This window comes from Micromonospora sagamiensis, from assembly GCF_014680085.1.
GTDB lineage: Bacteria > Actinomycetota > Actinomycetes > Mycobacteriales > Micromonosporaceae > Micromonospora > Micromonospora inyonensis.
The window spans coordinates 3,204,240-3,227,063 of sequence record NZ_AP023438.1 but is presented as its reverse complement, the minus strand read 5'-3'; the positions used below and the strand labels follow the sequence as shown (position 1 = coordinate 3,227,063).

Annotated in this window: 24 protein-coding genes; 9 read left to right on the top strand and 15 right to left on the bottom strand. The window is 72.2% G+C overall.

Annotated features, from left to right (window positions below; translation table 11 throughout):
* Positions 1 to 8: 8 nt before the first annotated feature.
* Both IGA62_RS14100 and IGA62_RS14095 read right to left on the bottom strand, forming a co-directional pair.
* Positions 9 to 749, bottom strand: a complete 741-nt coding sequence (locus tag IGA62_RS14100) for an enoyl-CoA hydratase/isomerase family protein (RefSeq protein WP_145820971.1) — start codon at positions 747 to 749, stop codon at positions 9 to 11.
* Positions 746 to 1,603 carry a 3-hydroxyacyl-CoA dehydrogenase family protein gene (locus tag IGA62_RS14095; protein WP_145820973.1) on the bottom strand — a complete coding sequence of 286 codons (858 nt, stop codon included), beginning with the start codon at positions 1,601 to 1,603 and terminating at the stop codon, positions 746 to 748. The genes IGA62_RS14100 and IGA62_RS14095 overlap by 4 nt, the downstream gene beginning before the upstream one ends.
* A 91-nt stretch (positions 1,604 to 1,694) precedes the next feature.
* On the opposite strand from IGA62_RS14095, the gene IGA62_RS14090 reads away from it, so the two are divergent.
* A complete protein-coding gene (locus IGA62_RS14090; RefSeq protein ID WP_145820975.1) occupies positions 1,695 to 1,976 on the top strand; it encodes a hypothetical protein in 282 nt (93 codons plus the stop codon).
* A 73-nt stretch (positions 1,977 to 2,049) separates the two neighbouring features.
* Here IGA62_RS14090 and IGA62_RS14085 read toward each other — a convergent pair whose 3' ends face one another.
* Positions 2,050 to 2,829 (bottom strand): class I SAM-dependent methyltransferase, encoded by a 780-nt coding sequence (locus IGA62_RS14085; RefSeq protein WP_145820977.1) that lies wholly within the window; start codon positions 2,827 to 2,829, stop codon positions 2,050 to 2,052.
* A 54-nt stretch (positions 2,830 to 2,883) separates the two neighbouring features.
* Between IGA62_RS14085 and IGA62_RS14080 the strand changes: the two genes are divergently transcribed.
* On the top strand, positions 2,884 to 3,261 hold the full coding sequence (locus tag IGA62_RS14080; protein WP_145820979.1) for a PPOX class F420-dependent oxidoreductase: 378 nt from the start codon (positions 2,884 to 2,886) through the stop codon (positions 3,259 to 3,261).
* A gap of 130 nt (positions 3,262 to 3,391) precedes the next feature.
* Here IGA62_RS14080 and IGA62_RS14075 read toward each other — a convergent pair whose 3' ends face one another.
* Positions 3,392 to 3,601, bottom strand: coding sequence for a BldC family transcriptional regulator (locus IGA62_RS14075; protein ID WP_007073996.1), 210 nt, complete (start codon positions 3,599 to 3,601; stop codon positions 3,392 to 3,394).
* A 251-nt stretch (positions 3,602 to 3,852) separates the two neighbouring features.
* Positions 3,853 to 4,692 carry a hypothetical protein gene (locus IGA62_RS14070; RefSeq protein WP_145820981.1) on the bottom strand — a complete coding sequence of 280 codons (840 nt, stop codon included), beginning with the start codon at positions 4,690 to 4,692 and terminating at the stop codon, positions 3,853 to 3,855.
* A gap of 175 nt (positions 4,693 to 4,867) precedes the next feature.
* On the opposite strand from IGA62_RS14070, the gene IGA62_RS14065 reads away from it, so the two are divergent.
* Both IGA62_RS14065 and IGA62_RS14060 read left to right on the top strand, forming a co-directional pair.
* Positions 4,868 to 5,947 carry a Glu/Leu/Phe/Val family dehydrogenase gene (locus IGA62_RS14065; RefSeq protein WP_145820983.1) on the top strand — a complete coding sequence of 360 codons (1,080 nt, stop codon included), beginning with the start codon at positions 4,868 to 4,870 and terminating at the stop codon, positions 5,945 to 5,947.
* 359 nt (positions 5,948 to 6,306) lie between these two features.
* Positions 6,307 to 6,522 (top strand): DUF3073 domain-containing protein, encoded by a 216-nt coding sequence (locus IGA62_RS14060; RefSeq protein WP_091454623.1) that lies wholly within the window; start codon positions 6,307 to 6,309, stop codon positions 6,520 to 6,522.
* Between the two features lie 144 nt (positions 6,523 to 6,666).
* Here the strand turns inward: IGA62_RS14060 and amcA are convergent, their stop codons facing one another.
* The 5 genes from amcA to IGA62_RS14035 form a co-directional block, all read right to left on the bottom strand.
* Complete coding sequence (gene amcA / locus IGA62_RS14055; protein WP_186500070.1) at positions 6,667 to 6,903, bottom strand: multiple cyclophane-containing RiPP AmcA; 237 nt, start codon at positions 6,901 to 6,903, stop codon at positions 6,667 to 6,669.
* Entirely contained in the window at positions 6,872 to 7,975 is a 1,104-nt protein-coding gene (gene amcB, locus IGA62_RS14050) for a cyclophane-forming radical SAM peptide maturase AmcB (RefSeq protein WP_332838470.1), read from the bottom strand. The genes amcA and amcB overlap by 32 nt, the downstream gene beginning before the upstream one ends.
* Before the next feature lie 133 nt (positions 7,976 to 8,108).
* On the bottom strand, positions 8,109 to 9,266 hold the full coding sequence (gene purM / locus IGA62_RS14045; protein WP_145820988.1) for a phosphoribosylformylglycinamidine cyclo-ligase: 1,158 nt from the start codon (positions 9,264 to 9,266) through the stop codon (positions 8,109 to 8,111).
* A 92-nt stretch (positions 9,267 to 9,358) separates the two neighbouring features.
* The gene (gene purF / locus IGA62_RS14040) at positions 9,359 to 10,924 is read right to left on the bottom strand and encodes an amidophosphoribosyltransferase (RefSeq protein WP_145820991.1); all 1,566 of its coding nucleotides are present in this window, start codon (positions 10,922 to 10,924) and stop codon (positions 9,359 to 9,361) included.
* Positions 10,925 to 11,077: 153 nt separating this feature from the next.
* Positions 11,078 to 11,440: a sterol carrier family protein gene (locus IGA62_RS14035; RefSeq protein ID WP_145820993.1), complete on the bottom strand. Its 363-nt coding sequence runs from the start codon at positions 11,438 to 11,440 to the stop codon at positions 11,078 to 11,080.
* Positions 11,441 to 11,641: 201 nt separating this feature from the next.
* Between IGA62_RS14035 and IGA62_RS14030 the strand changes: the two genes are divergently transcribed.
* Positions 11,642 to 13,609 carry a carboxypeptidase regulatory-like domain-containing protein gene (locus tag IGA62_RS14030; protein ID WP_232625008.1) on the top strand — a complete coding sequence of 656 codons (1,968 nt, stop codon included), beginning with the start codon at positions 11,642 to 11,644 and terminating at the stop codon, positions 13,607 to 13,609.
* A gap of 262 nt (positions 13,610 to 13,871) precedes the next feature.
* Here the strand turns inward: IGA62_RS14030 and IGA62_RS14025 are convergent, their stop codons facing one another.
* The 4 genes from IGA62_RS14025 to purS all read right to left on the bottom strand — a co-directional run bounded on the left by IGA62_RS14025 (position 13,872) and on the right by purS (position 18,363).
* Positions 13,872 to 14,627, bottom strand: coding sequence for a 2-phosphosulfolactate phosphatase (locus IGA62_RS14025; protein ID WP_145820997.1), 756 nt, complete (start codon positions 14,625 to 14,627; stop codon positions 13,872 to 13,874).
* Positions 14,628 to 14,631: 4 nt separating this feature from the next.
* Positions 14,632 to 17,346 (bottom strand): phosphoribosylformylglycinamidine synthase subunit PurL, encoded by a 2,715-nt coding sequence (gene purL, locus IGA62_RS14020; protein ID WP_145820999.1) that lies wholly within the window; start codon positions 17,344 to 17,346, stop codon positions 14,632 to 14,634.
* A 73-nt stretch (positions 17,347 to 17,419) separates the two neighbouring features.
* The gene (gene purQ, locus IGA62_RS14015) at positions 17,420 to 18,103 is read right to left on the bottom strand and encodes a phosphoribosylformylglycinamidine synthase subunit PurQ (RefSeq protein WP_145821001.1); all 684 of its coding nucleotides are present in this window, start codon (positions 18,101 to 18,103) and stop codon (positions 17,420 to 17,422) included.
* Positions 18,100 to 18,363 carry a phosphoribosylformylglycinamidine synthase subunit PurS gene (purS, locus tag IGA62_RS14010; RefSeq protein ID WP_088981227.1) on the bottom strand — a complete coding sequence of 88 codons (264 nt, stop codon included), beginning with the start codon at positions 18,361 to 18,363 and terminating at the stop codon, positions 18,100 to 18,102. Before purS ends, purQ begins: the two co-directional genes overlap by 4 nt.
* Before the next feature lie 378 nt (positions 18,364 to 18,741).
* Between purS and IGA62_RS14005 the strand changes: the two genes are divergently transcribed.
* The gene (locus tag IGA62_RS14005) at positions 18,742 to 19,428 is read left to right on the top strand and encodes a S1 family peptidase (RefSeq protein WP_145821003.1); all 687 of its coding nucleotides are present in this window, start codon (positions 18,742 to 18,744) and stop codon (positions 19,426 to 19,428) included.
* Positions 19,429 to 19,577: 149 nt separating this feature from the next.
* Positions 19,578 to 20,039, top strand: a complete 462-nt coding sequence (locus IGA62_RS14000; protein ID WP_190289285.1) for a YbjQ family protein — start codon at positions 19,578 to 19,580, stop codon at positions 20,037 to 20,039.
* 32 nt (positions 20,040 to 20,071) lie between these two features.
* Here IGA62_RS14000 and purB read toward each other — a convergent pair whose 3' ends face one another.
* Entirely contained in the window at positions 20,072 to 21,496 is a 1,425-nt protein-coding gene (gene purB, locus IGA62_RS13995) for an adenylosuccinate lyase (RefSeq protein WP_145821007.1), read from the bottom strand.
* Positions 21,497 to 21,845: 349 nt separating this feature from the next.
* Between purB and IGA62_RS13990 the strand changes: the two genes are divergently transcribed.
* Positions 21,846 to 22,310 (top strand): helix-turn-helix domain-containing protein, encoded by a 465-nt coding sequence (locus tag IGA62_RS13990; RefSeq protein ID WP_145821009.1) that lies wholly within the window; start codon positions 21,846 to 21,848, stop codon positions 22,308 to 22,310.
* Positions 22,307 to 22,822, top strand: coding sequence for an ImmA/IrrE family metallo-endopeptidase (locus tag IGA62_RS13985; protein ID WP_145821010.1), 516 nt, complete (start codon positions 22,307 to 22,309; stop codon positions 22,820 to 22,822). The genes IGA62_RS13990 and IGA62_RS13985 overlap by 4 nt, the downstream gene beginning before the upstream one ends.
* The last annotated feature ends 2 nt before the right edge of the window (positions 22,823 to 22,824 follow it).

Here is a 22,824-nt window from a genome sequence, read left to right as displayed (position 1 = left end):
CCCCGCGTCTACCGTGGCCGCCGCCGTTCCAGGAAGTCGGTCATCCGCCGGTACTTCTCGTCGTCCTCGAAGAGCACCGCCTGGCTGACCAGGTCCAGGTGCGGGTGCGCCGCAGCCGGCGCGTCGACCGCCAGCTTGGTCAGCCGCAGTGCCAGCGCCGAGCCCTTCGCCATCTCGTCGAGCAGCTCGTGCGCGCAGTCCAGCAGCCCGTCCGGCTCCGGCACCACCCGGTTGACCAGTCCGATCCGCAGCGCCTCTTCCGCGTCCACCCGCCGGCCGGTGAAGAGCAGCTCCTTGGCCCGCGCCTCGCCGACCAGCGCCGGCAACCGGTGGGTCGCGCCCGCGCCGGCCAGGATCCCCAGCCGCACCTCCGGCTGGCCGAACACCGCACGCGCCGTGCACACCCGCAGGTCACAGGCGTACGCCAGCTCCGCGCCACCGCCGAGCGCCGGCCCGTCCACGGCCGCCACGGTCGGCATCGGCAGGGCCCGGATCCGGGCGAAGGCCGCCGAGTTGATCGCGGCGAGCGCGTCCAGCCGGCCCCGCTCCCGGAGCTGGCCGATGTCCGCGCCACCGGCGAAGATCCCGTCGACGCCGCCGGTCAGCAGCAGCAACCGGGGCCGCGCCTCCAACTCGGCGCAGACCTCGTGCAGCTGGCTGATCAGCTCGGCGTCGATGGCGTTTCGCTTCTCCGGCCGGTCCAGCGTCACCACCAGCCGGTCCGGCCGCTCCTCGATCCGCAGGCTCACGCGCGCTTCCCCTCCACCCAGCGGTAGAAGCCCTGACCGGACTTCTTGCCCAGGCGGCCCTGGGCGACCATCTCCGCCAGCAACGCGGGCGGCGCGAAGCGGTCCCCGTACGCGGCCTGGAGAGTGCGGGCGATGTCCAGCCGCACGTCGAGGCCGACGATGTCGGTCAGTTCCAGCGGCCCCACCGGGTGCCGGTAGCCGAGCACCATCGCCTTGTCGATGTCGGCCGGGCTGGCCACCCCGTCGGCCACCATCCGGATCGCCTCCAGCCCGAGGGCCACCCCGAGCCGGGAGGTGGCGAAGCCGGGCATGTCGCGTACCACGACGGGGTCCTTGCCCAGCCGGCGGGCGAGCGCGACGGCCGCTTCGGTGGTCTCCGGCGCGGTGGCCGGGCCGACCACGACCTCCAGCAGCGCCATCGCCCAGACCGGATTGAAGAAGTGCAGCCCCAGGAAGCGCTCCGGCTGCGCCAGGCCGGCGGCCAGCTCGCCGATCGAGATGCTGGAGGTGTTGCTGCCCAGCAGCACCGGTCGCAGCGCCTCCGCCTCGGCGAGCACCGCCCGCTTGAGCGCCAACCGCTCCGGTACGGCCTCCACGAGCACCCCGGGCTCGGGCGCCACCTCGGCGAGCGCGGTACGCACCACCAGCCGCTCCCGGTTCGCCGCCGCCTCGTCGGCACCGAGTTTCCCGCGCTGGACCGCCCGGTCCCAGAGCGACGCCAGCCGTGCCGGGGCGTCGGCGGCCCGGCCCGGATCCACCTCCACCAGTTCGACGGCGTGCCCCGCCCCGGCCGCCACGTACGCGATGCCGAGCCCCATGGTGCCGGCTCCGACGACGACGAAACGATCGTTCATGTGGCGACCCTATGCAGCCGCGATCCGCATCGCATGCGTGGGGGCGGCGGAAACCGGGTACTGCGGCCGGCAACCGACGGAGGGACGATCGATGAACGAGGCGACCGCAAACACGCCGGAGACGGTCGAGACCCGGGGTGACCAGCGGGTGGAACTGCTCCGCGCGGACACCAACAACGACGGGCGCACCGACGTCTGGGTGATCGACACCGACGGGGACGGCCGGGCCGACCTGTTCCAGTTCGACACCGACCACGACGGCAAGGTCGACATCACCATGGTCGACATCGACGAGGACGGCACCCCGGACGAGGTCGTGGACGGCGACGGCGGCCTGCCGCCCCGGCAGCTCCCCCCGACCGTCCAGGTCTGAGGTGCAAGCCTGAGGTGTAAGCAGGGGCCCCCTGTTACCGCTTTTTGATGAGGAGGGGACCCCTGCAACCACCTCAGCCGGCGAGCCGGAGGAAGGCCAGGTAGTACGGGGCGTCACGGTCGTCGACGTCGACCAGCCGCCAGGGCGTGCCCTCGACCAGGGTGGCCAGCTCCTCGATGGAGCAGACCAGGTAGTCGAACCATTCGGTGCCGAGTTCCCGGTAGCGCAGCCGCAGCCGTAGCTGGCCGCCGAGCCGCCCCTGCCGCCGGTTCCGCTCGTGGTAGCCGGTGTGCACCGGATCCCGGGTGCCGTACGGATCGGTGCCCTGGGCGATCACCTGGGCCCCCGGCCGGGCCATCGCGGCCAGCACGGCCAGGAAGGCGGGCGCCCGTTCCGCCCCCTCGATCAGCCCGAGGTTGTTGCCGAGCAGGAGGAACGTGTCGTACCGCCGCCCGTCGGCGACGTGCGCGTCGACCGTGGCGTGCACCAGGTCCCGCACGCCGCGTCGGCGGCACACCGCCAGGGCCCCGGCCGAGGTGTCCAGGCCGGTGACCGGGGTCCCCCGCTCCTGGAGGAACAGCGCGATCCGGCCCGCGCCGACCCCGACGTCCAGCGTCGCGCCCCGGACCCGGGCCACCGCCCGGTGGTCGTACGGCTCCCAGTCCTGCGGGCCGGCGAAGTAGTGCGCGGACGGCGCGCCGTTGATCAGCCCGTCGTCCCGCTCGATGATCTCGGTGACCGGGCGCGGCAACCGCCCACCGGCCAGCGGTCGGGTCCCGATGCCCGTCTGAACCGCGTACGCGTCCCTGATCATCGAGCCGAAGACGTCGCCGAGCCGTGGTTCGCCACCCATAGGCTGCACGCTATCCGGCGTACCGGGCGGGCCGACCGGCCGTATCGTGACGGCGTGACTGATCTCGACGACCTGGCGGCGGAGAAGTACGTCCTGCTCACCACGTACCGGCGGGACGGTCGCGCGGTGCCCACCCCGGTCTGGGCGGTACGCGACGGGGACGCCCTGGCCGTCTGGACGGTCGCCGATTCCGGCAAGGTCAAGCGGATCCGGCGGAACCCGACGGTGACGGTCGCGCCGTGCGACGTCCGGGGACGTCCGCACGGTCCGGCGGTCAAGGGGCAGGCGGCCCTCTGCGGCCCGACCGAGACCCGGCGGATCCGGAGCCTGCTCAAGCAGAAGTACCGGCTGTTGGGCCGGCTGACCCTGCTCGGCAGCCGGTTGCGCCGGGGTGACCAGGGCACGGTGGGCGTGCGGGTGACCCTGGGCTGAGCAGGGCATCGCGGGCGCACGGGTGCCGGTCGGCCGGACGCCGCTCCGGCCCGCCCGGGCCCGGACATGATGAGGGGCGGCGGACCCTTGTCCGCCGCCCCTCATCCGGAACGTCTCTGCGCCGCCCGGGTCAGTCCCCCTGGCGTTGCTGGGGAATCTGCCCCTGGAGCAGGGCGCGCACCTCTGACTCGCGGTAACGACGGTGCCCGCCCAAGGTGCGGATCGCACTGAGCTTGCCCGCCTTCGCCCACCGGGTCACGGTCTTCGGGTCGACACGGAACATCGACGCCACCTCGGCCGGTGTGAGCAGCGGCTCTGGTTCGTGCGTTCGCGATGCCATCGGTCACTCCTCCACGTGTATAGACATCGGCCGGGGTCCCGCCGGCCGACGCGTCTCCCATGGTCCGGCTAGTCCCCGATGTCCGACATGGGCCGAACGGCCGAAGGTCCCTAGACGGACGGATGAACCATGCCCGATTTATACGTCTTTTGCGGGGCAGAATCTACCTTATTCGGACTCATGATCACGGTTCGTGATGCGCCAACTACGAAGTACGCTCCCGTTACTGGCATGTCTTGCGATGTTTGGCGCTAATTGCACCTTTCCTGGAGCTGAACCGCCCGCCACCGGGCAACGAGCTTGTCGTACGCCGCCGAAGCCTCCTCGGCCTCGCCCCGGGCCAGCCCGGCGAGGCCGGTCGCGACCAGGGCCGGCGAGTCGTCCGCCCGGAGCGTGTCCTCCGGAAGCAGGTCCACCAGACCGCCGTAGTCCAGTTCCACCACCGACCGGGGGTGGAACTCCTCCAACCAGCGGGCGGCCTCCTCGACGGCCTGGGTGATCGGGACCTCCCCCACCGACTTGCGCAGCACCGACAGGGCCCGTGAGGACCGTCGGCGGGCCTTGGACATCTCCGTCCGATAGCGCAGCACCCGGCGCTCCGGCGCGACGTCCAGCTCCCGCTCCTCCGGATCGACGAGGACGAACCAGCGCAGCGGCACGCCCCAGGTGGAGATCTGCTCGTGCAGCCGGGGCACCCCGTGCTCCAGCACCCGGGCGCCGCTGCGCCAGTCCTCCACCACGGCCTTCGCCTGACCGGCCAGCACCGCCGGGACGAACGCGTCGGCGAGCACCGCCGGCACGCCCTCGCGCGCGCTCAGCGCCGCCTCGGCCACCCGGATCCGCAGGTTCCACGGGCAGACCAGCATCGTCTCACCGGTCTCCAGCACATACGCCTCGTCGGGCAGGTCGGGCAGGCGGGTCCAGCCCGCGCCGAGCGCCTCGATCACGGCCGTCCGCTGCCGGACCGGTCCCTCCTGCGGGGCCACCGCCCGGCCCTCCTGCACGTACCGGCGCCAGTACGCCTGGCGGTCCCGGTCGAACGCGGTCAGCGGCTCGTACACACGCAGATATGAAGCGAAGAGCGACGGCACGGCGCGATCCTCCCACGAAAGCCCGGCCGAACCCGCGCTGACGTCCCTGATCCGTGGCGTGCGCGGGAGGCGCTCCAGAGACGATCGAGTACTAGGCTCGGCAAGGTCGGCAGCATCCCGCCGGCCACCGCCAGGTTCCGTGTCCCACAAGGACACACCGACACCAGGAGCAGTCATGGGCGTATTCGCGAACGACGACCCGGGGTCCTCCGGCCACGAACAGGTCGTCTTCTGCCAGGACAAGCAGACCGGGCTCAGGGCGATCATCGCGATCTACTCCACGGCGCTGGGCCCCGCACTCGGCGGGACGCGCTTCTACCCGTACGCCAGTGAGGCCGAGGCCCTCGCCGACGTGCTCGACCTCTCGCGCGGCATGGCCTACAAGAACGCGCTGGCCGGGCTCGACCTGGGCGGAGGCAAGGCGGTCATCTGGGGCGATCCGGATCGACTCAAGAGCGAGGCGCTGCTGCGCGCCTACGGCCGTTTCGTCGAGTCGCTGCGCGGCCGCTACTACACCGCCTGTGACGTGGGCACCTACGTGGCGGACATGGACGTGATCGCGCGGGAGACCCGCTTCGTCACCGGCCGCAGCGTCGAGCACGGCGGGGCCGGCGACTCGTCCGTCCTCACCGCCTGGGGCGTGTTCCAGGGCATGCGGGCCGCCGCCGAGCACGTCTGGGGCAGCCCGACGCTCGCCGGGCGCACCGTCGGCGTGGCCGGGCTGGGCAAGGTCGGCCGCCACCTCACCGGGCACCTGATCGACGACGGCGCGCGGGTGGTGGCCACCGACGTCAACCCCCGGGCCTGCGAGTGGGCCCGGCAGACCTACCCGCAGGTCGAGCTGGTCCCGGACGCCTCCGCGCTGATCGCGGCCGACATCGACGTGTACGCCCCGTGCGCCCTGGGCGGCGCGCTGAACGACGACACGGTGCCGGCGTTGCGTGCGAAGGTCGTCGCCGGAGCGGCCAACAACCAGCTCGCCCACCCGGGTATCGAGAAGCTCCTCGCCGAGCGGGGCATCCTCTACGCGCCGGACTACGTGGTCAACGCCGGCGGGGTGATCCAGGTCGCCGACGAGATCGACGGCTTCAACTTCGAGCGGGCCAAACTGCGGGCCACCCGGATCTACGACACCACCCGGGAGATCCTCCAGCTCGCCGACGCCGAGGGGGTGCCGCCGGCCGTGGCCGCGGACCGGCTCGCCGAGCGGCGGATGGCCGACGTCGGCCGACTCCGGACCATCCTGCTGCCCTGATCCGTCCGGGTCCCCGGGGGCGGGCGGTACGACCGAACCGTCCCCCGGGCGCCCGTTCGGCCCGTTTGCGAGCTTCCGGGCGGATCCCGCCCCTGGCAGGACGCCGCAAACCCGGCTCCGGTGCCCCCTCCGGGGGCGACGCAGACCACGTCGGCGAGCGTCACGCCCTCGTCCGAGGGCGCTCCTTACCGGGTACACTTCGTAACGGCTGGTTGACGCGCGACGCGCAGGGCCGGTCGACGGTAACCCGAGGTGCCGAACGTGGGCATCCCCATGTACCGTAAGAGCCACGAGAGATGCCTGACGTCATCGGGGCCCGCCTTCGGGCTGCCCCGAATTCTGTGCGAGGGGGTCGAGCCATGGGGCGCGGCCGTGCTAAGGCCAAGCAGACAAAGGTGGCCCGGGAGTTGAAGTACCACTCCCCGAACACCGACCTCGCCGCCTTGCAGCGAGAACTCGGCGGCAGCCGCAAGTCGGACCACGACTTCGACGACGACTACAAAGAGTACGTCGACGACGATGACGAGGACCATCCGGAGGACGACCCGGATCCCTGGGTTCGTCCTACCCGCTGACCCGCGGTCGCATCTGAGCACGCGGTAAGGCCCGCGTGCTCACGCATGTGCCCTTCGGGCCCGGCGTACCAACTGACGATCGAGGACCTGCCGTGCCGGCTACCCGGCATGCCCCGGCAGGTCCTTGATCTCCCTTCCGTGCCCTCAACGAGGCCGGTTGTTCCAGTTGTAGAACGTCGGGATGTTCTCGAAGTGGTTCCATGCGCAGACCGCGCTGGCCCCGTCGCTGCCCGAGACCTCCGCCCGGAGCCGACGCGCCGCCTCGGCCTCGTGGAGCAACGCGGTAAGGCCCGCCTCGGCTTCGCGTACCCGCTCCGCGATCAGGTCGGCGGGCTTCCCTCCCACCGGCTCACTCGACCGGTGACTGGTGATCTCGGGCATGTTCCAACACTCCCTCCAGTAGGCGGATCTTGCTGTTGCGGCAGTGCTCGGTCTCCGTACCGTCGAAGCGCCCCTGCTCGAAGTAACGGTTGGCGGCGTGGCCGCCGCCGCAGAAGCCGAAATACGGGCACGAGGCGCGGCACGCCTCGACACCGCTGAGGAACTCGCCCACCCAGGACGTCCGCTCCGCGTCGGCCAGGATCTCGGCCAGCGGGGTGTCCAGCACGTTCCCACTGCTGAAGTTCCCGTAGCGGGGGTCGGAGAAGCCGGCCAGCTCCGGGGAGAGCAATGTCACCGAGCCGTCGTGGGCGACGGTCGGAATCGGGTCCAGCCGCCGGGGCAGCACGTCGTCGGCCGTCCCGTCCAGGATCGCCGAGGCGTACCGCAGGGACCATTCCACCTCGCGCAGGTGGATCCGGGGATCGCGTCGCCAGGCGGCGACCAGCTCGGCCCAGAAGGTGGTCACCGTCGCGGCGTCGTGCGCATTGCCCCGGGTGTTCACCCCCTCGGTCTCCTCGATGTTCACCCCGAGGACGTCACACCCCAGGTCGAGGAAGTAGTCGTACAGCTCGGCGGCGAGCCCCGGCTCGGGACGGCTGACCACGGCGAGCGCGGAGAACGGCAGCCCGTGCCGGCGCAGCGCGGCCACCCCGCGCACGATCCGGTCGTACGCGGGCCGGCCACCCCGGGTGACCCGCTCGGCGTTGCGGTCCCGCCCGCCGTCGACGCTGACGCTCACCCGCACCCGGTGCTCGGCGAAGAACGCGCACCAGTCGTCGTCGATCAGGGTGGCGTTGGTCTGCACGTGATGCTCGACGGCCGGACCGAAGGGTGCGATCAGCGCGGCCAAGTGCTCAGGGCCGGCCGCCAGGGGCTCCCCGCCGTGCCACACCACGGAGAACCGGCCCCGCTCGGCCCAGGGGTCGACCGCCTCGGCGACCGCCTCGGCGACCGCGACCGGCATCCGCCGGTCCATCGCACGCAGGGGGAGGTAACAGTAGTGGCAGTCCAGGTTGCAGAGCGTGGTCGGCTGCATCACGACGTACGTCGGGACGGCGGCGACACCGCGCATCCCGCTGAACGTCCGCTGCCGGACAGGCATCGCCCTCCTTCGCCGGTCACCTGAGGAACCTTCAGGCTAGGCGGCGATGACTGTCCGGGTGAACCCCTCATCGGGTGTACGACTGATCATCACGTGGTGACCGTCACCCCCGGGTGTGCTGGCCCACCATCCGCACGTTGCCGGTGCCCTCGATGATCTCGCCGGCCTGCCAGGCGTCGACCCCCCGGCCGGCCAGAGTGGCCAGCGCCCGGTCGGCGTCCTCGGCGGAGACGATGGCGAACATGCCGACGCCCATGTTGAAGGTGGACTCCATCTCCGGGTCCTCGATCCGGCCCTTGGCCTGGATCAGGTCGAAGATCGGCTGCGGCTTCCAGGTGGCCCGGTCGACCACCGCGTCGACGGTCTCCGGCAGGATCCGCACCAGGTTCCCGGGGATGCCGCCGCCGGTGACGTGGGCGATGGCCCGCACCTCGGCCTCGGCGATCAGCTTCAGGCAGTCCTGCGCGTAGATCTTGGTGGGGGTGAGGAGTTCCTCGCCGAGCGTGCGCTGCCGGCCGAAGTCCTCGATCACCACGTCCAGCCGCATCCGGCCCGCGCCGAGCAGCACGTGCCGGACCAGGGAGTACCCGTTGGAGTGCAGACCGGACGAGCGCATCGCGATCACCACGTCGCCGACCTCGACCCGCTCCGGGCTGAGGATCTCGCTCTCCTCGACCACGCCGACACCGGTGGCCGACACGTCGTACTCGTCGGGGCGGAGCACCCCCGGGTGCTCGGCGGTCTCCCCGCCGAGCAGCGCGCAGCCGGCGTACCGGCAGCCGTCCGCGATGCCGGCACCGATCTCGGCGACCCGGTCCGGCACGACCTCACCGCAGGCGATGTAGTCGAGCAGGAACAACGGCTCCGCCCCGCACGCCACCAGGTCGTCGACGACCATCGCGACCAGGTCGATGCCGATGGTGTCGTGGATGCCGAGCTGCTGGGCGATGACCAGCTTGGTGCCGACCCCGTCGGTCGACGAGGCCAGGATCGGGTTCGTGTACTTCTTCGTGTCCAGCCGGAACAGGCCGGCGAACCCTCCCAGGTCGCCCAGCACCTCGGGCCGCCGGGTCTGCCGCACCTTGGACTTGAGCAGCTCGACCGCGCGGTCACCCGCCTCGATCGACACCCCGGCGTCCGCGTACGACGTCGACCGCTTACGGGCCGGACGACCCGTTCCGGCCGTCCAGGGCTGGCGCTCGCCACCGGTGCCGGACGGGCTGCTGCTTGCTGCGCCGCTGCGCTCGGACACGTGCGTCACGGTTCTCCCCTTTGTGGTCCTCGCGGTGCCGACACCGCGGCATGTTCCTCGACCCGTCGATGGCTGCCGCCGGCGACCTGCGCCGGGTGGTGCTATGGGCGGTGTACGGTCGCGCCGCCCGGACTGGCGACGAGTGGTGGAGTGCCGCCGTGCTCCGCACCCCGGGGCGCGGAACGGGCGGCCTCCGGCGCGGCGCCGGTGACCCGGCGGCCCACACCCTCGAGCACGTGCTTGCCGATCAGGTTGCCGGCCGGGAGCTCGATCGGGTACTCCCCATCGAAGCACGCCCGGCAGAGTCGGGTCTTCGGCTGCTCGGTCGCGGCGATCAGCCCGGGCAGCGAAACGTACCCGAGGGTGTCTGCGCCGATCGAGCGGCGGATGCCCTCGTTGTCCAGCCCGTTGGCCAGCAGTTCGGCCCGGGTGGCGAAGTCGATGCCGTAGAAGCAGGGCCAGCTCACCGGCGGCGAGGAGATCCGGACGTGCACCTCCAGGGCACCCGCCTCGCGCAGCATCCGGACGATCGCCCGCTGGGTGTTGCCCCGCACGATCGAGTCGTCCACCACGACGAGCCGCTTGCCCCGCACGTTCTCCCGGAGCGGGTTCAGCTTGAGTCGGATGCCGAGCTGGCGCAGCGTCTGGGAGGGCTGGATGAAGGTGCGCCCGACGTACGGGTTCTTCATCAGTCCCGCGCCGTACGTGATGCCGGAGGCCTCGGCGTACCCGATCGCGGCCGGGGTGCCGGACTCCGGGACCCCGATGACGAGGTCCGCCTCGACCGGGTGCTCCTTGGCCAGCTGCCGGCCGATCTGCACCCGGGTGGCGTGCACGTTCCGCCCGGCGAGGGTGGCGTCGGGGCGGGCGATGTAGACGTACTCGAAGAGGCAGCCCTTGGGCTCGGGGGCGGCGAACCGGGTGGAGCGGAGCCCTTCGGCGTCGATCGCGATCAGCTCACCCGGCTCGATCTCGCGCACCACGCTCGCGCCGACGATGTCCAGGGCGGCGGTTTCGCTGGCCACCACCCAGCCCCGCTCCAGCCGGCCGAGCACCAGGGGACGCACGCCGTGCGGGTCGCGCGCGGCGTAGAGGGTGCTCTCGTCCATGAAGACGAAGCTGAACGCGCCGCGCAGCCGGGGGAGCACCTTCAGCGCCGCCGCCTCGACCGACAGGTCGGGGTAGCTGGCCAGCAGCATCGTCACCAGGGAGGTGTCGTTGGTCGAGCCGTCCGATCCGAGGCCCTGCTCGGCGACGTCGCGCTGGAGGTCGGCGGTGTTCACCAGGTTGCCGTTGTGGGCCAGCGCCACCGTCGTGCCGGCGGTGGTGGACCGGATGGTCGGCTGGGCGTTCTCCCAGGTCGAGCCACCGGTGGTCGAGTAGCGGGTGTGCCCGATCGCCAGGTGGCCACGCAGGCTCGCCAGGGTCGGCTCGTCGAAGACCTGGGCGACCAGGCCGAGGTCCTTGTAGACCACGACGCTCGACCCGTCGCTCACCGCGATGCCGGCCGCCTCCTGGCCACGGTGCTGCAACGCGTACAACCCGAAGTAGGTGAGATTGGCAACCTCTTCGCCCGGTGCCCAGACCCCGAAGACGCCGCAGGCGTCCTGGGGGCCGGGCCGTTGGGGGTCCAGGTCGTGGCTCAGCCGGCCGTCGCCTCGGGGCACCTGCCGCTCCCTCGTTGCTGTTCTGACTGCTGGGGTGGGTGTCGCGCACGTGGATCCGCGCGGTAAGCCGGGACGTCGACTCACAGTGTACGCGGTCCCATAGTGATACCGACAGTCACGAACCGGCTCCTATCGGTCATCGACGGATGGTGATCATCCCAGCTCCAGCGGGAGATGGGCCGAGAGATCCGCCCGGACCCCACTCACCCGAACGCGACCCTCCGTGACCACCTCGGCCCATCCCAGCCGCCCCGAGGCGAGGGCGAGCCACACCTCGGGTGACATCTCCACCACGTTCGGTGGCGTACCGCGGGTGTGTCGCGGACCGGGAACGCACTGGACCGCGCCGTAAGGTGGAACCCGCACCTCCACCGATCGGCCGGGGGCGCGCTCCGCGAGGACGGCCAGCAGCGTCCGGACCGCCTCCCGGAGGACCGGCCGTTCGGGCGTACGCCCCTCGTCGAGCGCCGTCAGCGCCGCCGCGACCGCGGCGGACTTTATGTGCGGAGAGGACACGACGGGACGATACGACTCGCCAGTAGGGTTACCGACGCTGGCCCTGGGTCGCGCTCATCCGGCCCGACAAGGCATAGTTGCCGACGGCGTTATTCAAACCGTGATGATCCCCGGGACCCGGCCCCCACCGGGCGGGGGAAGTCAGACCGGAAGGCGGTGGACGTGTCAACACACCGACGTGCCTGGAAACAACGGGCCGGTGTGGTCGTAGCGCTGGTTGCCGGCGCCCTGCTCGCCATCCCCGCCACACCCGCCCTGGCCGCCCCGGACGTCAACAACGTCTCGGCATCGCCGAGTACGGTCGAGGCGGGCAAGACCACCACCGTCAAGTTCTCGCTCGACTTCGATGACGGCGCTGGCCCGGCGAACATCCAGGTCTCCTCGAACAACGGCAAGTTGACCTGCGTCAACGGCTGTTCCTCCGTCCGGGTCACCGACGGTGGCCGCATGGAGGCCACGTTCCGGCTGGCCGACGACGCGAGCAGCGGTTCCGCCGTCATCACCGTCAAGGCGACCGACGCCACCGGGCAGGGCGAGAGCAAGGAGGCCAGCACCAACGTCACGCTGGTCGGCCGGGCCGTGCCCACCACGCCGGCGCAGGCGCAGACCGTCCGGCGGATCTCCGGCAAGGTGACCAACGCCGCCAACGGCGAGCCGGTCCCCAACGCCACGGTGGCGCTGATGGATCCCCAGCGCCACCAGTACACGACGACCACCGACGAGGACGGCGACTGGCGGTTCGACGGGTCCACCCAGAACCCGATCACCCCCGGCCAGATCGTCCTCGGCGCGAGCTTCAACGACGTCCGCAAGACCGTCACGATCAACGCCGGCGCCGGGCAGAGCGTGACCGGGCAACGGATCTCGCTCGCCCTGCAGGTCGAGGCGACCGCCTCCCCCACGCCGGGCACCACCGAGGACCCGGTACCGACCGAGGACCCCACCGAGGAGACCACCGAGGAGGCCGGCGCCACCCCCGGAGCGGCGAACAACGCCGCCGAGGAGGATTCCGGCGGGTTCGGCTCCTGGTTGCTGATCATCCTCGGCGGCCTCTTCGTGGCCATCGGCGTCGGCACCATCGTGCTGCTCTGGATGCGGCGCCGGGAGAATCCCGACGACGAGGACGCCGAGGCCGTCGCCGGCGCGGCGGGTACGACCCCGGCCGCGCGTGGTGCGTACCGGGGCGGCGCGGACGACGCGACCCGCGTGGTGAACCGGGTCGGCCCCGACGCGACCATGGTCGGCGGCGCGTCCCTCGCGGACGCACCCACGATGATGCACAACCGGCCGCTCGTCGACGACGTCCCGCCGGACCCGTACGGCGCGCCGCCGCCCCAGCCCGGGCAGGGCTACGGCGCGGCCGACCAGGGCGGTTGGGCCGGTGGCGGATACGGCGACTCGGCCCCGACCCAGGCCACCGGTGGCTACGGCACGGGCGGTTACGGCAACGCGCCCTCCTCCGGCAGCCCCTACGGGAACGCGCCGTCGTCGGGAAGCCCGTACGGCAGCGCGCCCGCCTCGGGCGGCGGATACGGCAGCGCCCCGTCCTCCGGCAGTCCGTACGGCAGCGCGCCGTCCTCCGGTGGCGGGTACGGCGGCCAGCCGGACTACGGCACCCCGGCCGGCGGCTACACCGCGCCGGGCCAGGGCGGTGGCTACGGCGCCCGGTACGACGAGCCGACCGGCCGCTACACCGAGGGCACCCAGTCGTACACGCCGCCTGCGGACCCGTACCCCACCTCGACCTACCAGCCGACCGACGGAGGCTACGGTCAGGATCCGGGCGCGGGCTACGGCCGGGGCCAGGAGCCGACCGGCGGCTACGGTGGCTACGGCGGGCAGAACAGCGGGTACGGGCAGGAGGCCACCCCGGGCGGCTACGGCCAGGACCCGCAGCAGGGCGGCTACGGTTACGGCCAGCAGGGCAGCGGCGGCTACGGCTCCGGTGGCGGCTACGACCAGCAGGGCGGATACGGCGGCCAGCAGGGCGGGCACGGCGGCGGCCAGCAGGGCGGCTACGGCCAGGAGCCGCAGCAGGGCGGCTACGGTTACGGCCAGCAGGGCAGCGGCTACGGCGACTACGACCAGCAGCAGGGTGGTCGGGGCCGGGACGGTCAGCCCCCGCAGCAGGACCGCGGCAACCGCCGCCTGGACTGGCTGGACGACTGACCAACCAACACCACGAGCGGCCGTTCCCACCCGGGGGCGGCCGTTAGTGGTTTCTGCACCCGCGGCTCCGACTCCGCTCCACGGCTCGACGGTTTCTCCCACCCCGCTGCGGTGGTAGCAGGGGTCCCCTGTTACCGCTTTTTGATGAGGAAGGGGCCCCTGCAACCACCCAGGCGAAAGCCGGTGCGCGGTGCGGGAGGTGCGGGAGGGGTGCGGGCGGCGCGGGAGGAGTGCGGGCGGTGCGGGCGGGGTGCGGGCGGGGTCAGGCGACGGAGAAGACGCCTTGGCGCAGGACCGGCACCACCCGGGAGACCCCCACCTCCACCGCGATGTCGACGTCCCCAGCGAAGCCCTGCTCGACGAGTTCCCGCCCGGAGACGCAGCCCCGCACGGCGGCCGGAACGTCGGGGGTGCTCGCCAACGCGGCGAGCGCCATCGCTGCCTCCACCGAAAGCCCGCCCGGGACCCCGGAGAGCGCGTCGAGGACGCACGCCGCGCCCAGCTGGTCCTCCACACAGGGGCGCAGCGAGCCGTCCGGCCAGCGCTCACCCGAGGCGACCACCCCGATCGGCGCGTCGACGGTGCCGTACTCCCGCTCACGCAGCCAGCGCCCGACGGCGTCGGCGTTGCGGAGGCAGGCCGCCACCACCGGCAGGCCGGTCGCGCTGGCCGCCGCACAGATCGCGGAGCCGTTCGGCGACGGCAGCACCAGGTCGGGCACGACCGGGGCGGCCCGCAGCGCCGCCGGTGAGAGCGACCACGGGTGGTCTCGGGTCACCTGTCGCCGCCCGACCGCAGCCACCGCGCCCACCCGGAGGGCGTAGTCGGCGGCCTGCTCGCCCCAGGGGAACGGGTGGACGCGGATCCCACGGGCGACCGCGACCTCCACCGAGGTGGTGAAGGAGAGCACGTCCACCACCACCAGGACGGCGCAGACGCGGCCGAGTTCCGCCGCACCGGCGAGCCCCCAGTCGAACCGGGCACCCGTACCGGGCTGGGTGAACACCGGCGCGGACACCGCCTCAGCGCCGGTCGGTGGCGGTGTTCTCCCCGGCTCCGTCGACGTTCTCCGCCGACGTACCGTCGACGTCCGCCACCGGCTGGTCGGCAGTCGCCACCGGGCCGGCGTCGACCGGCTCGGCTCCGGTCGCGGCGCGCTCCGTGGCCGGCGTGGTGCCACCGGCCGACGCGGCCTCGACGGCCACCACGGAACCGGCGACCGCCGCTGCGCCGGCGGTGTCGCCGGTCGCGTCGCCGATCGGTGCCACCCCGGCCACGGGCACTGCCTCGACCGCCCCGGCGACCCCGGTGGCCGGAGCCGGCACGTCGACCACCTCGGCGGGACCGAAGAGCCGGGGCAGGGTCGCGGTGTAGGCGTCCCGCAGCTCGTCCAGGCCGATCTGGAACTGTCCGCGCACGTCCAGCACGCCGCCCGTCGGGTCGGTGACCCCGATCGCCTCCACCGGCACGCCGCGCTCGGCGCACAGGGCGGTGAACGCCTTCTCGTGCCCGCGCGGCACCGAGACCACGGCCCGCGTGGCGGACTCGCTGAAGAGGTAGACGAACGGCAGCGAACCGGTGGCGAACCGGTCCGGCAGGGCGATCCGCGCGCCGACGCCCCGCCGCAGGCAGGACTCGACCAGGCTCTGTGCGAGACCGCCGTCGGAGAGGTCGTGCGCCGAGCTGAGGTGCCCGACCCGGGCGGCCTCGGCCAGCAGTTCCGCCAGCGCCTGCTCGCGGGCCAGGTCGACCCGGGGCGGTACGCCACCGAGGTGGCCGTGGATCACCCAGGCCCACTCCGAGCCGGACAGCTCGTTGCGGGTCTCGCCGAGCAGGAAGATCAGGTCGTGCTCACCGGCCGGCCGGGACGCGAAGCCCATCGGCACCCGCTCGGCCACGTCGTCCAGCACACCGAGCACGCCGACCACCGGGGTCGGGTGGATGGCCGCCGCGCCGGTCTGGTTGTAGAAGCTGACGTTGCCGCCGGTGACCGGGATGCCCAGTTCCTGGCAGCCGTCCGCGAGACCGCGCACCGCCTCGGCGAACTGCCACATCACGCCCGGGTCCTCCGGCGAACCGAAGTTCAGGCAGTTGGTGACGGCGATCGGCTTGGCCCCGGTGACCGCCACGTTGCGGTACGCCTCGGCCAGCGCCAGCTTCGTGCCCTGGTACGGGTCGAGGCGGGCGTACCGGCCGTTGCCGTCGACCGAGAGGGCGACGCCCAGCCCGGTGCGCTCGTCGATCCGGATCACGCCGGAGTCCTCCGGCTGGGCCAGCACGGTGTTGCCCAGCACGTACCGGTCGTACTGCTCGGTGACCCAGGTGCGGTCGCAGAGGTTCGGCGACGCGATCATCCGGAGCAGGGTCTCCCGCAGCGCGTCCGGCGTGGCCGGGCGGGGCAGGGTCTCGGCCCGGTCGGCCTGGAGCAGGATCAGGTCGGCCGGCTCCCGCATCGGACGGGCGTAAACGGGGCCGTCGTCGACCAGTGAGCCCGGCGGCACGTCCACCACGAGCTGGTCGCGCCAGGTGACGTAGAGCCGGCCGGGCTGCCCGTCCGCCGACGGCGGGGTGACCTCACCGATGGCGGTGGCGAGCACGCCCCACTTGTCGGCGACCTTGAGCACCGCCTCCAGCTTCTCCGGCTCGACCACCAGGAGCATCCGCTCCTGGGACTCGCTGGCGAGGATCTCGTGCGGCTCCATGGAGGGCTCGCGCAGCGGCACCCGCTCCAGCCAGACCCGCATGCCGGTGCCGGCCGCCGCGGCGGTCTCGGTGAGCGCGCAGGTGAGCCCGGCGCCGCCGAGGTCCTGGATGCCGACGACCAGTTCGGCGTCGTACAGCTCCAGGCAGGCCTCGATGAGCAGCTTCTCGATGAACGGGTCACCGACCTGCACCGACGGGCGGCGCTTCTCGCTGCCCTCGTCGAAGGTGGCACTGGCCAGCACCGACACACCGCCGATGCCGTCCCGGCCGGTCTTGGCGCCCATCAGCACCACGACGTTGCCGGGGCCGGCGGCCTCCTTCTTCTGGAGCCGGTCGACCGGCAGCACGCCGAGGCAGAGCGCGTTGACCAGGGGGTTGCCCTGGTAGCAGGGGTCGAAGACCACCTCGCCGCCGATGTTGGGCAGGCCGAGGCAGTTGCCGTAGCCGCCGACGCCGGCCACCACACCGGGCAGCACCCGGGCGGTGTCGGGGTGGTCGGCCGCGCCGAAGCGCAGCGGGTCCATCACCGCGACCGGACGCGCGCCCATGGCGAGGATGTCCCGGACGATGCCGCCGACGCCGGTCGCCGCGCCCTGGTACGGCTCGACGAAGCTCGGGTGGTTGTGCGACTCGACCTTGAAGGTCACCGCCAGCTCGTCGGAGATCTGGACCACGCCCGCGTTCTCGCCGATGCCGGCGAGCAGCCGGTCGCTCGGCGGGGCCTTCTCGCCGAACTGGCGCAGGTGCACCTTGCTCGACTTGTAGGAGCAGTGCTCGCTCCACATGATCGAGTACATCGCCAGTTCGGACTGCGTGGGCCGCCGGCCGAGGATCTGCCGGATCCGGTCGTACTCGTCGTCCCGGAGCCCCAGCTCGGCGTAGGGCTGCAACTCGCCCGGGGTGTCCCCGGCACGGGGCACGGTGTCGAGGCGGTCGAACGGGACGGCGGGGCTGGCCGGGGCGTCGGCCACCGGACGCGGCTCGGCCGGGGCGCCCGTGGTGGGGTGCGCCGCCGGGTCCGGGTGGGTGGTCATGACCTCTCCTCGTTGCGCTCGTGGCCACCGTGTCGCGGGTGACTGAGCCGACCGGTGATCCCGTGGGGCTGGCTCACGCCGGCGCTCCCACCAGGTGCTTGAGGACCGAGGTGAAGAAGCCGAGGCCGTCCAGGGACGGGCCGGTGAGCGCCTCCACCGCGTGCTCCGGGTGCGGCATGATGCCGACCACGTTGCCGGCGGAGTTGGTGATCGCGGCGATGTCCCGCTGCGAGCCGTTCGGGTTGCCGCCGACGTACCGGGCGACGACCTGGCCCTCGGCCTCGATCCGGTCCAGGGTCGCGGCGTCGGCGACGTAGCAGCCCTCGCCGTTCTTGACCGGGATCAGGATCTCCTGGCCGGCCTGGTACGTGTTCGTCCAGGCGGTGCCGGTCGCCTCGATCCGCAGGATCTGGTCCCGGTTACGGAAGTGCAGGTGCTGGTTGCGGGTGAGCGCGCCCGGAAGCAGGTGCGCCTCGCAGAGGATCTGGAAACCGTTGCAGATGCCGAGGACGGGCAGCCCGCCCCGGGCGGCGTCGACGATCGTCTCCATCACCGGGGCGAACCGGGCGATCGCCCCACAGCGCAGGTAGTCGCCGTAGGAGAAGCCGCCGGGCAGCACCACCGCGTCGACGCGGTGCAGGTCGGCGTCGCCGTGCCAGAGCCGGACCGGCTCACCCCCGGCGATCCGGACGGCCCGGGCGGCGTCCCCGTCGTCGAGCGAACCGGGAAAGGTCACCACGCCGATCCGGGCGGTCACGGCCGCGCTTCCACAGCGTCGTCGGCCTCGACCAGGCGGACGGTGAAGTCCTCGATGACCGGGTTCGCGAGCAGCTTGTCGGCGATCTCCCGAGCCCGGTCCAGGTCCGGTTCGCCGGTGAACTCGATCTCGACACGCCGACCGATCCGGACGGAGGCGACGTCACTGACGCCGAGCCGCGGCAGCGCGTTTGCGACGGCCTGGCCCTGCGGATCGAGAATCTCGGGCTTGAGCATGACGTCGACGACGACGCGAGGCACTGGGCACTCCTGACTGTGTACGCAGTTGGGTGCCGACCCACAACGGGCGAGCGCAGCCAGCCTACCTGGCAGATAGCGGTCCGGACGCACCGGCCGGCGACAGCACGCGCAGTGATCCACATTACCGAGCGCAACGAGTGTGGGCCAGTACCGCACCGGTCGTGTCGGCACCACCGCCGAGGGTGGGCGGAGAACACCCGACCCCGTTGATATGTAGCGATCAGTATCGATAGAAGCCTTGTCCGCGCCCGCCCTCAGCCCCTACTGTTCGTCGACAGGTATCGATGGCAAGCCGGCCTGCCGACGGGCCCACCGGCCCCGTCGACGGCTCTCCCGACCCGGTGTCCCCCTGCAACCTCCGTGAAGGAGTCCCCCGCCATGCGAATCCGCTCCCTCGTCGCGGCGCTCAGCGCCGCCTTCGTCGGCATGATCGGCCTCGGCTCGCCCGCCGCGGCCGCCGAGCCGGCCCCGGTCACCCCGTACATCATCGGTGGCAGCTACGTCTCCTCCGCCCCGTGGGCCGCCGCGGTGTTCAGCAACGGCTCGTTCACCTGCTCCGGCAGCGTCATCTCCGCCGACTGGGTGCTCACCGCCCGGCACTGCATCAGCGGCTCGATGTCGGTCCGCATCGGCAGCGTCTACTACGCCTCGGGCGGCACCACCCGCACCGTCAGCGCCACCTACAGCCGCTACGACCTCGCGCTGATGCGCCTGTCCAGCCCGGTGAGCACCTCGTACGTCTCGCTGGCCACCAGCAACCCGCCGACCGGCTCCACCAACACCATCTACGGCTGGGGCATGACCTGCTACAGCGGCTGCTCGGCCTCCAGCCAGCTGAAGACCGCCACCGTCCAGGTGACCGGCCTCACCACCGACGCGTACGGGGGCCAGGCGATCCGGAGCAGCCGGATCAACGGCAACGCGTGGCGGGGCGACTCGGGCGGCCCGCAGTTCTACAACGGCCGCCAGGTGGGTGTCGCCTCCACCGCCGACGGCCGCACCATCCAGAACTACGGCAGCGTCGCGTACAACCGGGCCTGGATCACCTCGGTGACCGGCATCTGACCCCGATGACCGCCTTCTGACCGGACGCACCGACTCGGCGCGGACGGCCCGGCTCGTGCCGGCCGTCCGCGCCGCGCTGTTTCGCAGCATCCGGCGAGGTGAACACGGCTCGCGAACCGCCCGCCCGGGCAGGTGCCAGCATCAGTGACGTGCTGGTCGTGACAACGGATAGCCTGCCCGGCTACGAGATCCGCCAGGTCCTCGGCGAAGTGGTGTCATCGATGGCCAGGACGCGGAACCCGTACCGCGAGGGCGTGAAGAACCTGCGTGGCGGCGCGTACGACCCGATGGCGCCGGACAACCTCACCCGCTGGCGTACGGACTCGGTGGCCCGACTCGGCGAGGAGGCCCGCCGCCTCGGCGCGAACGCCGTGGTGGGGATGCGGTTCGACAGCCGCGACTGCGGCGAGATGTGGATGGAGGTCTGCGCCTACGGGACGGCGGTCGTCGTGGTGGCCCGCGCGCCCGAGACCATGCCCTCCGACCAGCCGGTCGTCGCGGCGGACACCGCCCACCAACCGGGCATCGCCGAGGCCCCGGGGGGCGTCGCCGAACCCGCCAGCGCCCCCGACCTCTCCAGTGCCGCCGAGACCCCCACCCCCCGCCCCTGACCGGGTGGCCGGGGCGGGGCGGGAGAGGCGGGTCAGAGGATGGGGGGCGGGGAGTAGGTGGCCGCCTCGGGATGCTGGGTGACGATCTTCGTGATGCGGGCGGTGACCGAGGCGACCTGGGCGGCGGCGGCCCCGACGAACGCGGCCCGGTCGGCGACCAGGGCGTCGATCTCGGCCCGGGTGAGGCCGAGGCGGGGGTCGGCGGCCAGCCGGTCGAACAGGTCGTTGCCGGCGACGCCCCGCTCCCGCATGGCCAGGGCCACGGCGACCGCGTGTTCCTTGATCGCCTCGTGCGCCACCTCACGGCCCACACCCCGGCGCACCGCCGCCACCAGGATCTTCGTGGTCGCCAGGAACGGCAGGAAGCGCTCGAGCTCCCGCTCGATCACCGCCGGGTACGCCCCGAACTCGTCGAGCACGGTGAGGAAGGTCTGGAACAGCCCGTCGGCGGCGAAGAAGGCGTCCGGCAGGGCCACCCGGCGCACCACGGAGCAGGAGACGTCCCCCTCGTTCCACTGGTCACCGGCCAGCTCGCCGACCATCGACAGGTAACCCCGGATGATCACCGCGAAGCCGTTGACCCGCTCGCTGGAGCGGGTGTTCATCTTGTGCGGCATCGCGCTGGACCCGACCTGGCCCGGCTTGAAGCCCTCGGTGACCAGTTCCTGACCGACCATCAGCCGGATCGTGGTGGCCAGCGAGGACGGGGCGGCGGCCACCTGGGAGAGCGCGGCGAGCACCGCGACGTCGATCGAACGCGGGTAGACCTGCCCGACGCTGTCCAGCACCCGGCTGAACCCGAGGTGCTCGGCGACCCGCCGCTCCAGCTCGGCCACCTTCTCCGCGTCCCCGTCGAAGAGGTCGAGCTGGTCGGCGGCGGTGCCCACCGGCCCCTTCACGCCGCGCAGCGGGTACCAGTCGATCAGGTCCGCCAGCCGCTCGTACGCGATGATCAGTTCCTCGGCGGCGGAGGCGAAGCGCTTGCCCAGCGTGGTGGCCTGCGCGGCGACGTTGTGCGACCGGCCGGTCATCACCAGGCCGGAGTGCTCGTGGGCGAGCCAGGCCAGCCGGGCCAGCGCGGCCACCACCCGGTCCCGGATCAGCTCGAGCGAGCTGCGGACCTGGAGCTGCTCGACGTTCTCGGTGAGGTCCCGCGAGGTCATCCCCTTGTGCACGTGCTCGTGGCCGGCGAGCGCGTTGAACTCCTCGATCCGGGCCTTGACGTCGTGCCGGGTGACCCGCTCCCGGTCCGCGATCGAGGCCAGGTCGACGTCGTGGAGCACCCGCTCGTACGCCTCGACCACGCCGTCGGGCACCGCGACGCCGAGGTCGCGCTGCGCCCGGAGCACGGCGAGCCAGAGTCGCCGTTCCATGCGTACCTTCTCCTCCGGGGACCAGAGGGCGACCAGCTCGGGTGAGGCGTAACGGTTGGCGAGCACGTTCGGGATCGTCGTCACCCGACCATTCTCCGGTACGCGCGGCGCGGCGGCCCACGCAGGTCAGAGCCCTCGGCAGGGCCGGCGAGGCCAGCGACGGTCGCGGATCTCCCGGCCAACCGTTGCACCGACCGGGGCACGTCGCTAAGGTGCGTGGCAGAGGCCGGCATCTCCCCCCGTGGATGCCGGCCTCTGCGTTACCGGATCGACGCCCATCCCCCCAGACGCGATGCCGGATCGAGATGGCGACCAAGCCCCACCCACGCGCCAACATCGATGAGCCTACGATGGATGCGCGCAGGCCGTCAACTGACGTTAATGACACGGGAAACGCAATTAATCACAGCTATTGGACGACGGGGGTGACGCCGTGAGCAGCACAGCCGAAAGCGGCACATCGTTCGCAGACCGGCTCAACCTGCTCTTCGACACGATCCGTCCGGCCGGTCGGGAGACCCCGCACAGCAACAAGGACGTGGCGATCGCAATTCGGGCGGCGGGGGGCTCCATTTCCGACGTGTACATCTGGCAATTACGGACCGGCCGTCGGACGAATCCCACCAAAGAACACATAGAAGCGCTGGCTCAGTTCTTCGGGGTGAGTCCGGCGTACTTCTTCGACGACGAGCACGCCCGGCACACGATCGCCGACCTGCGCACGCTGGACGCGCTGCGCAAACTCCAGGTGCAGCACGTGTCCCTGCGTACGGTGCTCCAGCACAAGGGGCTCTCCCCGGCCAGCCAGCAGGTCATCCAGCAGATGGTCGACCGCTGCCTGGAGTTGGAAGGGCTCGCCGGGCGGGACACCGGGTCGACGGAGGACGGACGGTCATGACCGGGTGGCGTGCCAAACGACGGTTGACGCGCCTCACCAGCGGTATCCGGATCCCGGCGACGGCCGACAGCGCGGCACTCTGCGGCGCCGTGGCCGAACGCCTCGACCGGCCGATCCAGCTCCTGCCCCTGCCCCTGCCCACCGAGGCGCCCTGCGGCATCGTGATCTCCACCCCGCAGAGCCACTACGTGGCGTACGACAACCGGACCAGCCCGCTGCACCAGCGGCACATCGTCGCCCACGAGCTGGGCCACCTGCTCGCCGGGCACGCCGCCCGGCCGGTCGACGCCGGCGAACTGACCCGCCTGCTCATGCCCACCCTCGATCCGGACATGGTCACCTCGGTGCTCGGCCGGGTGCCCGGCTACGACGAGCGGGCCGAGTGGGAGGCCGAGGTCATCGCCGGTCTGCTCCGCAAGCACGCCGGCCGCCGCCCGCCCCCGGACACCGACGCGGACCCGTCGACCGCGGCCGTCGTCGACCGCATCCGGCAGTCCCTCGGCGGGCCGTGAGG